The organism is Flavobacterium sp. (assembly GCF_044339515.1).
GTDB lineage: Bacteria > Bacteroidota > Bacteroidia > Flavobacteriales > Flavobacteriaceae > Flavobacterium.
This window is the reverse complement of record NZ_JBIIVK010000003.1, coordinates 21,513-33,464: the sequence shown is the minus strand read 5'-3', so window position 1 is coordinate 33,464 and position 11,952 is coordinate 21,513. Positions and strand designations below refer to the sequence as shown.

Here is an 11,952-nt window from a genome sequence, read left to right as displayed (position 1 = left end):
TTTACTTTTTTGATGCTGAATAAATAGTGGCAACACCAAATGTTTGTGGCATCGCTGCTACGTCTATAAACCCAACTTTTCTCAAAATATTGTTTAAAGCTTCTCCAAACGGAAAAACAGATGCTGATTCTGATAAATAAGAATAGGCAGAATTATCTTTAGAGAATAGTTTTCCGATTAATGGTAAAATATTTTTGGTATAAAAATAATAACCTTGTTTAAATGGGAAGTTCTTTGGAACAGAAGTTTCTAAAATGACAAAAATTCCATCTGGTTTTAAAACTCTCAGAATTTCTGCCAACCCTTTTTCCAAGGTTTCAAAGTTTCTAACACCAAAAGCAACTGTGATGGCATCAAAAGAATTGTCTTCAAAGGGAATGTTTTCAGAATCACCTAAAACCATTTCTATTTTATTTGAGAGTTTCTTTTGTTCGATTTTTTTTCTTCCTACATCGAGCATTCCAGCAGAAATATCTAAACCAACAATTTTTTTAGCATCGGTTTTTGTCATCAAAATAGCTAAATCACCGGTTCCTGTTGCAATGTCAAGAATTGTATCCGGTTTTTTTGCAGCTACCATAGCCAGCACTTTTTTACGCCATTTTACATCAGTGCCAAAAGAGATTACACGGTTTAGTCCATCATAATTGCCCGAAATGGTATCAAACATTTGTGCAACTTGCTCTTTTTTACCTAATGTGGAATCTTTATAAGGTGTTACTGGTTTCGACATACATTATTTTTAGGCAAATATAAACTATTCTGCTAGGATGACAATAGTTGAATGATTTAATTTGTTTAATTTATTTACATAAAGAGTAAACAAAATATCACTGTTTTTAGTGATATAAAAAAAATCACTAGAAGTGGGTATTGTATATGTGTTTGATAATGTGCAATTTTACCACATGAATCAAATGTTACACATCATGTTGTCAAAAATTATCAAGGCTGAACTGAAGTGGGTACTATTGGCACTAGTTATCACATTTTTTCTTGTTAGCAGTATCGACAGTGTTGCTTTAATGAGCAATACTGAAGTTGGGGTGCCACAAACGTTCTTAGGGTTAAATTTGTTTTTGGAAATTTTAGTTTTTTTCGCTTTTAGTACCTTTGTGGTATTTGGTATTAAAGGCTTCTTTGAGATGTATTCTCAAAGGTTTGCCAATGTCGTTATCTTCATTTCTGGAGTATTTCTGGCAGTGGTAATTTTTATATTAAGTTATCAGATACTGATGCTTGAATAGGCCAATTCAAACATGACGCATTGATTCTAAACATCCCTTTTGGGATGTTTTTTTATTTTCGAATGTAGGTTTGATAAGTAAAATCTACTAAATGTTTTTCATCCTTAGGATGATATTCTTCTTCTACTAATTGCCAATGATCAGGATTAATTTCTGGAAAAAAGGTATCTGCATCAAAAGAGCTGTGAACGCGAGTAAGTTCAATGACATCAGTATAGTCAAGCGATTGTTTGTAAATTTCTCCGCCACCAATAATAAATGCATCTTCATTTTCGGGAACAAATTCGAGAGCTTTTTCAATACTGTCAACTACAATACAATGTTCTGGTTGAAAGTTCTTCTGTCTTGTAACAATAATATGAGTTCGATTTGGAAGAAGTTTAGGAAAACTTTCAAATGTTTTTCTTCCCATTACGATATAATGACCGGAAGTCAGTTCTTTGAAACGTTTAAAGTCATCCGGTAAGTGCCAAACCAAATCATTATTTTTTCCTAAGGCATTGTTTTCTGCCGCAGCAGCAATCATTATAATCATGATTAAATTTCTTTTTTTAGAATTTAGTTTCTTTTTCTATTTTTTGTTCCAATTGTTTGATGCGTTGTTCTTGTTTGGCCATTAAACGCTCAATCTGTTCACGTTCCCATTCCTTATTCATAAACCTGTCAGTAATATAGACTTTAATAAAATGGAGTATAAAAAGAAAAAACCAAATGGTCACAGCCCATAAATACCATCCTTCAAAAGGTTGAATGTCAAAGAGTTTTTCAATCAATAGAAAGAACAAACTACCAATCAAAAACAAAACAAAATGATAGTACAATCTTTTTTTCTGTTTGATTCTCCGCCGAGCATATTCATATTGTTCGTGTTGCTCTGTGTTCATAATGGTCTTTTTTATTGTTTTTTTGGTTCTGAAAGGTATTATTTTTTTGAAAAATAAAAAAATGAAATTACATATAATGAAATACGAAACCGTTTTCCTATTTTAATAATTGCAAATGAAGTAGTTATAAATTAGCAAATTTACTTTTTTTGAGCAGGGTTATTAGCAATATGGTAAAAGTAGTGCTAACTATTTGATTTTCATTATTCTGTTTGTTTCTTTGTAGCATAATTCTAAAAATTAGATAGTTATGGCAATTAAGAAACAATTTATAAAAACTAAACCGGTTTGTAAAGTAACTTTTTCAATCGATGCAAAAGAAGCAACTACTGCTGCTGTTGTTGGTGACTTCAACAATTGGAATCCGAAAGAAGGAGAATTAAGCAAATTAAAAAACGGAACTTTCAAAGCTACATTTGAATTACCGGCTTCTAACTCCTATGAATTCCGTTATTTAGTTGATGGAGAATTCGTAAACGATGATCAAGCGGATGCTTACAAATGGAATGATTTTGCTGCTGCTGAAAATAGTGTTGTAGCGGTTTAATTTTAGTTTTTTAAAAAGATTTAATCCGTTTGATTTTAATCGAACGGATTTTTTTATTTTTATATAGCTACTGCACCCTTAATATGCGGATGCGGATCATATCCTTCCAACGTAAAATCGTCAAACGTAAAATCGAAAATATTTTTAATTTCCGGATTCAAAACCATTTTTGGTAACGGTCTTGGCTCACGTGAAAGTTGTAATTCCAATTGTTCTATGTGGTTGTTATAAATATGTACATCACCAAAAGTGTGAATGAAATCACCCGGTTGTAAATCACAAACTTGTGCGATCATCATGGTTAGTAAAGCATACGATGCAATATTGAAAGGAACACCTAAAAAGATGTCGGCACTGCGTTGATACAATTGACAACTTAATTTTCCATCGGCTACATAAAACTGAAAAAAGGCATGACAGGGTGGAAGTGCTGCTTTTCCATTGGCTACATTTTCTGCAAATGATTTAGAAGTATCCGGCAAAACTGAAGGATTCCAAGCGGAAACCAACATTCTTCTACTATTTGGATTTTTCTTTAACGTTTCTATTAATTCAGTAATTTGATCAATTTCTTCACTGTTCCAATTTCGCCATTGATAACCGTAAACAGGACCCAAATCACCATTTTCATCGGCCCATTCGTCCCAAATTTTTACTCCGTTTTCTTTTAAATAATTGATATTAGTATCGCCTTTCAAAAACCATAACAACTCATAAATAATCGATTTTAAATGTAGTTTTTTGGTTGTCACCATCGGAAAACCTTCACTTAAATCAAAACGCATTTGATAACCGAAAACACTGATGGTTCCTGTTCCTGTTCGATCGCCTTTTTGCGTTCCGTTTTCTAAAACGTGTTTGACTAGGTCGTGATACTGCTTCATTTTTTTCTGATTCTATAAACATTAAACGATTTAACTAAATTATTTTCGTAAAAAAACAATAGTGTAGGAATTCCTATAATTTCAGATGAAATGATTATAATATTTCTAAAAGTAAAAAATAAAATTACAGCAATTACAATACTTGTAAAAAAGCTAGATAATATTAAAGTTTTAGATACTTTACCAAAAATATCATTTATGTGTGTTTTTTCTTTTCTTAAACAATTAGAACAAGTAGTGTCTTTAAAATCACCATTTTGCATTTGATATGTTCCTCTATCGCTTTCACTGATAGAAATTTTATTTTCATGCCTGCAATGATTACAAATAAAATGATGTGTCATAATCTATCCAATTATCATCCCTGCAATAGTCGCCGACAACAAAGATGCAATACTTCCGCCAATCACCGCTTTTAAACCAAATTCAGAAAGTGTTTTACGTTGTCCGGGTGCTAATGAGCCAATTCCTCCAATTTGAATTCCGATCGATGCAAAATTGGCAAATCCACATAACATATAGGTTGCCATAATAACTGATTTATCATACGTAAAATGAATGGCATTGGCTGCATTTTTCAATTCTGCTAATTGAATGTAACCAACAAATTCCGAAGCTGCCAATTTAATTCCAAGCAATTGACCCATTAACATGACATCTTCTTGAGCAACCCCAATTAACCACATTAAGGGAGCAAAGACAATTCCTAAAATAGTTTCTAAGGAGAATTTTGAATAAGGTGTGTTTGCTGCGATAACATCATTTAATCCGGTTAAACTACCGATTTTGCCTAATCCGTAATTAATCATTGCAATAAAAGCAATAAATACTAACAACATCGCTGCAACATTGGCCGCTAGTTTTAAACCTTCAGTTGTTCCAGTAGCAATAGCATCAAGGATATTTGAACCAATTTTATCTTTGGAAACTTCTACATTGGTATCAATGGATTCTGTCTGAGGATATAAAATTTTAGAAACAACTATAGCTCCGGGAGCAGCCATAACAGATGCCGCAAGTAAATGCTTGGCAAATTCCAATCGTAAAACGGGATCATTTCCTCCTAAGAAACCTATGTAAGCGGCTAATACACCTCCTGCAACTGTGGCCATTCCGCCTACCATCACTAAAAGAATTTCACTTTTATTCATTTTCTCCAAATAGGCTTTAATCATTAGTGGAGCTTCGGTTTGTCCCAAAAAAATGTTACCGGCTACTGATAAACTCTCGGCACCCGAAATGTTCAAAATTTTGGTTAAAAGCATAGCTAGCCCTTTTACTACAATTTGTATTACTCCTAGATAGAATAATAAAGAAGTTAGTGCTGAAAAGAAAATGATGGTTGGCAAAACCTGAAACAAAAAGATAAACCCGAAATTATCTACATTCATCATTCCGCCTAATAAAAATTCACTTCCGGCTCTTGTAAAGTCTAATACTTTCACAAATAATCCACCAACAAATTCAAATATATTCTTAACAAAAGTAATTTTTAGTACTCCGATAGCTAAGATTAACTGAGCGAAAATCCCAATTCCAACCGTTTTCCAATTAATGCCCTTTCGATTTGAACTGAACACATAGGCTAAAGCTAAAAGGGATAGCATTCCTAATATTCCTTTCCATAAACTAGTCATTGAAAAACCTTCACTGGCAATGAGTTTTGCTTGACTTTGAACCGGTTTTATTTTATTGGATGAAAAAAAGGAATAGGCTTTGTCTTTTGATTTTAAAGTCAAAAGCGAATCTGATTTTGCAGTAATTGTGAATCGTTTCGTTGGAGCATCAGCACCGTTTTCAAATAAAAAAAGGTAGTTGTCTTGTACTAAATAATCTCCTTTCTGTGTAAGACTATCTGAACTGATTTTAAGTTCATAACTGCCCTGTTTTAATTCTAAGTAATCCGATTCAGAAGAGCTCAGTTGCCATTTTTTTTCTATTTCTTGAGCATTAAAACCAAGTGAAAACAACAAGGTTAGTGTAAGTACTATTATTTTTTTATACATATTTTATAAAAATGGGATTGTTTATTTAAGATTCCTTTTTCGAAATTTCGTCTCTAATCTTGGCAGCTTTTTCGTAGTCTTCGTTTTGCACCGCTTCGTTTAAAAGCTCATAAAGTTCTTGAACACTTTTTCCACTATAATTGTCTTTCGGTGTAGCTTCTTCAGAACCAAATGTTTCAGGCGAACTTAAAACGCCATCGTTGTCTTCGTTAGGATTATCTGGCTCCATAGAGTTGCCTTTTAGATAAACCCCTGCTTTATCTAAAATATTTTTGTATGTAAAAATGGGAGCATTAAAGCGTAAAGCCAATGCAATAGCATCGGAAGTACGAGCATCTATAATCTCTTCAATTTTATCACGTTCGCAAATGATACTGGAATAAAAAACACCATCCACTAATTTATGAATAATCACTTGCTTCACCACAATATCAAATCTGTCGGCAAAATTTTTAAACAAATCATGCGTGAGTGGGCGAGGAGGTTTTATTTCTTTTTCCAAAGCAATAGCAATCGATTGAGCTTCAAAAGCACCGATCACAATGGGTAATTTTCGCTCTCCATCTACTTCGTTTAGAATCAATGCGTAAGCACCGTTTTGGGTTTGGCTGTAAGAAATTCCTTTTATGGCTAGTTTAACAAGACTCATATTTGATGTTGTAATGCACTAAAAATAAGGCATTTATGCTTAATTAGTAATAAAAAAAAGGGCTATCTAAACAAAGATACAACTATCTCAATTTAGATAGCCCAATAAGGGCACAATTTATAAAAAATTATGAATTTTGAGCTTTAAAATCTTTTAATTTTTGAGTCAATTTAGGAACAATCTCAAAAGCGTCACCAACTACACCATAATCGGCTACTTTAAAGAATGGTGCTTCCGGATCAGAGTTGATTACTACTTTAACCTTTGATGAATTAATTCCGGCAATATGCTGAATAGCTCCAGAAATTCCAATGGCTATATATAAATTAGTCGCTACTGGTTTTCCGGTTTGTCCAACATGCTCGCTGTGAGGTCTCCAACCTAAATCAGATACCGGTTTTGAACAAGCAGTTGCAGCACCTAAAACAGTTGCTAAATCTTCCACTAAAGCCCAATTTTCAGGACCTTTCAAACCACGACCACCTGATACTACAACTTCTGCATCAGCTATGGTTACTTTTCCGGTTACTTTTTCTACGTTTTCAACTTTTACATTAAAATCAGCATCATTTAAATTGGGAGAAAAATCTTCTGTGGACAAAGTTGAATTACTTTCAACTAATCCATACGAGTTTTTAGCCAAACCTAGTACTTTTACATCTGTAGAAATTTCGGTGATATTGAATGCTTTGTTTGAAAAAGCATTTCTTTTTACTTGAAAAGGCGAAGTACTCAATGGCAATCCAACCACATTTGAAGCAAAACCTGCTTCTAATCCAACAGCAACAAATGGGGCTAAATAAATGCTATCTGTAGTTGAGGAAAGCACTATCACTTTTGCTCCCTCTTTTTGAGCAGCTTGTTTGATTACATCTGCATAAGCTTTTGCATTAAAAGTGGCTAATTTATCGTTTGTTACTTTCAATACTTTGTCTACTCCATATTTTGATAATTCTGAAACATCGCCAGGATTTACGGTAACTGCTGTTACAGTTGTTCCTAATGATTCAGCTACTTTTTTGGCATAGGAAGCTAATTCAAAAGCTACTTTCTTTAATTTTCCATCTGCCGATTCTGCATATATTAATAATGACATAATTTTTTGTTTTAAAGTTTAATAATGGTTTATGAGCTTAAGTGTCTGAACACTAAAAACTGAACACTGGCTACTAGATAACTTTAGCTTCGTTGTGTAACAAACTTACTAATTCATCCAAATTATCAGCACTTACTAATTTTACTGCTGATTTTGGAGCCGGTTTTTCAAATTTTACCGCTTTTGTGTTCACATTAGCTCCAATCGGTTCTAAAACGGTTAGAACTTTTGTACGTGCAGTCATAATTCCTCTCATGTTGGGGATTCTCAAATCTTTTTCTTCAACCAATCCTTTTTGACCACCAATTACTAAAGGTAAAGAAGCTGAAATAGTTTCTTTTCCACCATCAATTTCTCTGATTGCTTTGACTGAAGAACCATCAACTTTTACATCAATACATGAGTTTACAAAATTGTAACCCAATAGACCTGCAATCATTCCGGGAACCATTCCACCATTATAATCCAAAGATTCTTTACCGCAAATCACTAAATCATATTGACCTTGTTTGATTACATCCGCTAATTGTTTGGCAACAAAAAAACCGTCAGTTGGATTGGCATTTACACGAATTGCTTCATTTGCTCCAATTGCCAATGCTTTTCTCAAGGTAGGCTCTGTATCAGTCCCGCCAACATTAACAACAGTTACGTTTGCTCCTTGTTGCTCTTGAAACCAAATGGCTCTGGTTAAACCAAATTCATCATTCGGGTTGATAACAAATTGCACTCCGTTGCTGTCAAATTCAGCATCGCCGTTTGTAAAATTAATTTTTGAAGTAGTATCAGGTACATGACTGATGCAAACTAATATTTTCATATAATAGGTTTAAATTATTTTTCGGTACGAAAGTACAAATAAATTTTCGAATTTTAGTATGCGTGCATAATATTTTTTCAGTATTATATCGTTTTCGTAGGGTGTTATAATTGTTTTTTAATTTTTTTCTCTCAACTAATGCGAAATCTGAATTAAAATAACACAAAAAATTGTCAACTATTTTACTCTCAAAATATGCATTTAAGTGATTTTTAATTTTTATTTTTGCCTTTCGATAAAAAGACTTAAGAAAATATAAATATGAGAACAATTCAATTCAGAGAAGCAATTTGTGAGGCCATGAGCGAAGAAATGCGTCGTGACGAAAGCATTTATTTAATGGGTGAAGAAGTAGCAGAATATAATGGAGCTTACAAAGCTTCAAAAGGAATGTTGGATGAGTTTGGTCCAAAAAGAGTAATCGATACACCTATTGCAGAGCTTGGTTTTGCCGGTATTGCTGTAGGTTCAGCAATGAACGGCTGTCGTCCGATTGTAGAATTTATGACCTTTAATTTTTCTTTGGTTGGAATTGATCAAATTATAAACAATGCAGCTAAAATGCGTCAAATGTCAGCCGGACAATTTCCCATGCCGATGGTTTTCAGAGGACCAACTGCTTCTGCCGGACAATTAGCCGCTACGCACTCGCAAGCTTTTGAAAATTGGTTTGCTAATACACCTGGACTAAAAGTTGTCGTTCCATCCAATCCTTATGATGCAAAAGGATTATTAAAATCGGCAATTCGTGATAATGATCCTGTCATTTTCATGGAGTCTGAACAAATGTATGGTGACAAAATGGAAGTTCCGGAAGGAGAATATACTATTCCACTTGGTGTAGCAGATATAAAAAGAGAAGGTTCAGATGTAACCATTGTATCCTTTGGAAAAATCATTAAAGAGGCATACATAGCAGCTGATGAATTAGCAAAAGAAGGAATATCATGTGAAATCATCGACTTAAGAACGGTTCGTCCGATGGATTATGATGCCATTTTAAAATCGGTTAAAAAAACTAACCGTTTAGTTGTTTTAGAAGAGGCTTGGCCGTTTGCTAGCGTTGCTTCGGAGATTACTTATATGGTACAAGAAAGAGTTTTCGATTATTTAGATGCTCCTGTTCAACGTATTACAACAGCAGATACTCCGGCACCTTATTCGCCTTCGTTATTAAAAGAATGGTTGCCTAATTCAAATGATGTAATTAAAGCAGTAAAAAAGGTTTTGTATAAATAATCAAAATAAAAACTATATTTGAAACTTCATCAACGCGTTATTTGATGAAGTTTTTTTTACAAATTGCAATGAAAATTAAAAGCCTACTTTTTTTGTTTTTACTTTTTTCGGCCTCAATAATTGCTCAAACCAAAGTAAGTGGCATTGTTGTGGATGAAAACAATGACCCTATTCCATTTGCCAATGTTTATTTCAAAAATTCCACCGAGGGAGTAATTACAAATGAAAACGGGCGATTTTATTTAGAATCTCAAAAAAGTTATGGGATTTTAGTCGTATCATTTATTGGTTACACCGCTCAAGATGTAAAACTTGAAAAAGCAGTAACCTATAATATGAAAGTAACTTTAACGGAAGGGGAAACCCTCCGTGAAGTCGTCTTGGTCTCCGGAAAGTTGTCCAAAAAAAATAATCCGGCTATTGATATTCTTCGCAAAATTTGGGAAAGAAAACGGAAAAATGGTTTAAGACAATTCAACCAATACCAATATGATAAATACGAAAAAGTAGAGTTTGATCTCAATACCATCGATAGTGCTACCATGAAAAGTAGGGTTTTTAGAGGGATGGAATTCGTTTTTGAACAAATGGATACCTCTGCGATTACCGGAAAAACCTACTTACCGATATTTATAAATGAATCGCTTTCAGAAGTTTATGGAGATAATGTTTCCAATCGTGAAAAGGAAATTCTTAAAGCCAATAAAAATTCAGGTTTTAGCAATAATCAACAAATTATTGCCTTTGTAAAAGATTTATATGCCGATTATGATATTTACAATAATTATCTGAAGTTTTTTGATAAAGACTTTGTGAGTCCACTTTCTAGAACAGGGATTCATGTCTACAATTATGCTTTAACCGATAGTATGTATATCGATAATAAATGGTGTTATAACATAGTTTATTATCCTCGTAGAAAAGGTGAACTCACATTTAAAGGCGATTTTTGGGTGAATGATACGACGTTTGCTATCAAAAACATCAATATGGCCGTGACCAAAAGTGCGAACATCAACTGGGTCAAAGAAATTTACATTGAACAAGAATTTGAGGTGGTCAATGATTCAGTTTTTTTACTGAAAAGAGACCACATGATGTCTGATTTTGCTTTTAACAAAAAAGAAGAATCACAGGGTGTTTATGGTAAACGAACAACGTTGTTCAAAAACCATAAATTTAACGAAGAAAAGCCCAAAGAATTCTATAAAGAAGAAGTCAATTTTATTGATAATGAAGTCTACAGTCGCTCTGATGAATATTGGCATGAAAACCGATTTGAGAATTTGAGTAAAGACGAATTGGGGGTTTACAAAATGCTTGACACACTCAAAACCGTGAAAAAATTCAAGCAAATGTATGATTTGGTAGCCATTTTAGGAAGCGGGTACATTCAAAAAGGTAATTTTGACATTGGTCCGATTTTTTCAACTTTTGGTTACAATGAAGTGGAAGGTTTTCGATTACGTGCAGGCGGGAGAACCTATTTCGGTCAAAATGATCCATGGCGTTTGCAATTTTACACCGCTTACGGATTTGAAGATAACCAATTTAAATATGGTGTTTCCGGAAAGGTTTTACTGAACAAGCGAAATCGACTTATTCTCGAAGGTGGGAGTAGGCGTGATATTGAACAAATTGGAGCTAGTTTGACCACCACAAACAACGTACTCGGGAGAAGTTTTGCTTCCAACGGATTATTTATGGCCGGAGCCAATGACAACTTGACAAGCATCAATTTAAGTATGGTTTCTTTAAATATTGAACCCATTAAAAACCTAACTTTTGAAACCGGTTTTTCCTACCGAACTTTGAAACCTGCATGGGATAAATTTAGTTTAGCTTATTTTTCACCCGATTCACCAACAGGAATAAAAAGTGAAGTAGCTCAATCTGAGATTAACTTATCAGTAGATTATACACCCCGAAGAAAGACCGTTGGATATGGTGTTGAAAGAAGTATTGTAGATAGCCCATTCACAAGAATTTTTGTCAATTATAGCCAAGGTTTAAAAGGTGTTTTTGACAGTGATTTCGATTATCAAAAGCTACAATTATACATTAAGCAGCCCATTTTAGTGGGTGGTTTCGGACGATTAAATGTCATTACAGAAGCAGGAAAAACGTTTGGTGAAGTTCCGCTCGGTTTGATGAGCGTTGTTCCGGGAAATCAATCGTATTTTTTAATTGAAAACACTTTCAATAACTTAAATTTCTATGAGTTTGTAACGGATGAATATGCAACTTTGCAATTGGAACATCACTTTTTAGGTCGAATATTATCGAGAATTCCTGGATTAAGAGATTTAAATTTGCGAGAAATTGTAGGTGTAAAAGCTGTAGTTGGAACAGTGTCTGATGCAAACCGAGCTTTAAATGCTTCGGGATTGAACTATTTGTCACCGGATAAACCGTATTGGGAATACAGTGCCGGTATCGGAAATATATTTAAAGTCTTCCGAATTGATTGCTCTTGGAGAGGAAATTACAGAAATTTACCCGATGCAAATAATTTCACGATCAAAGGTTCGTTTGGGTTTTATTTCTAATAGTAGAGGTAAAAGTTAAATAAACTTGATA

13 protein-coding genes are annotated in these 11,952 nt (G+C 33.7%); 4 read left to right on the top strand and 9 right to left on the bottom strand.

Features of this window, described 5'->3' with window-relative positions:
• Position 1 precedes the first annotated feature (1 nt).
• Positions 2 to 733, bottom strand: coding sequence for a bifunctional demethylmenaquinone methyltransferase/2-methoxy-6-polyprenyl-1,4-benzoquinol methylase UbiE (gene ubiE, locus ACIQ0M_RS01370; RefSeq protein ID WP_396148952.1), 732 nt, complete (start codon positions 731 to 733; stop codon positions 2 to 4).
• A 175-nt stretch (positions 734 to 908) separates the two neighbouring features.
• Between ubiE and ACIQ0M_RS01365 the strand changes: the two genes are divergently transcribed.
• Positions 909 to 1,247, top strand: coding sequence for a hypothetical protein (locus tag ACIQ0M_RS01365; protein ID WP_396148950.1), 339 nt, complete (start codon positions 909 to 911; stop codon positions 1,245 to 1,247).
• Positions 1,248 to 1,299: 52 nt separating this feature from the next.
• Here ACIQ0M_RS01365 and ACIQ0M_RS01360 read toward each other — a convergent pair whose 3' ends face one another.
• Both ACIQ0M_RS01360 and ACIQ0M_RS01355 read right to left on the bottom strand, forming a co-directional pair.
• Complete coding sequence (locus ACIQ0M_RS01360) at positions 1,300 to 1,782, bottom strand: dihydrofolate reductase (RefSeq protein ID WP_396148948.1); 483 nt, start codon at positions 1,780 to 1,782, stop codon at positions 1,300 to 1,302.
• Positions 1,783 to 1,798: 16 nt separating this feature from the next.
• On the bottom strand, positions 1,799 to 2,131 hold the full coding sequence (locus tag ACIQ0M_RS01355) for a 2TM domain-containing protein (protein ID WP_396148946.1): 333 nt from the start codon (positions 2,129 to 2,131) through the stop codon (positions 1,799 to 1,801).
• A gap of 250 nt (positions 2,132 to 2,381) precedes the next feature.
• Here ACIQ0M_RS01355 and ACIQ0M_RS01350 point away from each other — a divergent pair, with 250 nt between their 5' ends.
• The gene (locus ACIQ0M_RS01350) at positions 2,382 to 2,678 is read left to right on the top strand and encodes an isoamylase early set domain-containing protein (RefSeq protein ID WP_396148944.1); all 297 of its coding nucleotides are present in this window, start codon (positions 2,382 to 2,384) and stop codon (positions 2,676 to 2,678) included.
• 59 nt (positions 2,679 to 2,737) lie between these two features.
• Here the strand turns inward: ACIQ0M_RS01350 and ACIQ0M_RS01345 are convergent, their stop codons facing one another.
• From ACIQ0M_RS01345 to ACIQ0M_RS01320, 6 genes are all read right to left on the bottom strand, one after another.
• A complete protein-coding gene (locus tag ACIQ0M_RS01345) occupies positions 2,738 to 3,562 on the bottom strand; it encodes a thymidylate synthase (protein ID WP_396148942.1) in 825 nt (274 codons plus the stop codon).
• Positions 3,559 to 3,906, bottom strand: a complete 348-nt coding sequence (locus ACIQ0M_RS01340) for a hypothetical protein (protein WP_396148940.1) — start codon at positions 3,904 to 3,906, stop codon at positions 3,559 to 3,561. Before ACIQ0M_RS01340 ends, ACIQ0M_RS01345 begins: the two co-directional genes overlap by 4 nt.
• Before the next feature lie 3 nt (positions 3,907 to 3,909).
• Positions 3,910 to 5,568 (bottom strand): NupC/NupG family nucleoside CNT transporter, encoded by a 1,659-nt coding sequence (locus ACIQ0M_RS01335; protein ID WP_396148938.1) that lies wholly within the window; start codon positions 5,566 to 5,568, stop codon positions 3,910 to 3,912.
• Positions 5,569 to 5,593: 25 nt separating this feature from the next.
• Positions 5,594 to 6,217, bottom strand: a complete 624-nt coding sequence (locus ACIQ0M_RS01330) for a bifunctional nuclease domain-containing protein (RefSeq protein ID WP_396148935.1) — start codon at positions 6,215 to 6,217, stop codon at positions 5,594 to 5,596.
• 127 nt (positions 6,218 to 6,344) lie between these two features.
• Positions 6,345 to 7,313: an electron transfer flavoprotein subunit alpha/FixB family protein gene (locus tag ACIQ0M_RS01325; protein ID WP_396148933.1), complete on the bottom strand. Its 969-nt coding sequence runs from the start codon at positions 7,311 to 7,313 to the stop codon at positions 6,345 to 6,347.
• Positions 7,314 to 7,386: 73 nt separating this feature from the next.
• The gene (locus ACIQ0M_RS01320) at positions 7,387 to 8,133 is read right to left on the bottom strand and encodes an electron transfer flavoprotein subunit beta/FixA family protein (protein ID WP_396148931.1); all 747 of its coding nucleotides are present in this window, start codon (positions 8,131 to 8,133) and stop codon (positions 7,387 to 7,389) included.
• Positions 8,134 to 8,394: 261 nt separating this feature from the next.
• On the opposite strand from ACIQ0M_RS01320, the gene ACIQ0M_RS01315 reads away from it, so the two are divergent.
• On the top strand, positions 8,395 to 9,372 hold the full coding sequence (locus ACIQ0M_RS01315; protein ID WP_396148929.1) for a pyruvate dehydrogenase complex E1 component subunit beta: 978 nt from the start codon (positions 8,395 to 8,397) through the stop codon (positions 9,370 to 9,372).
• Positions 9,373 to 9,416: 44 nt separating this feature from the next.
• Positions 9,417 to 11,921, top strand: coding sequence for a DUF5686 family protein (locus ACIQ0M_RS01310; protein ID WP_396148927.1), 2,505 nt, complete (start codon positions 9,417 to 9,419; stop codon positions 11,919 to 11,921).
• Positions 11,922 to 11,952 lie beyond the last annotated feature (31 nt).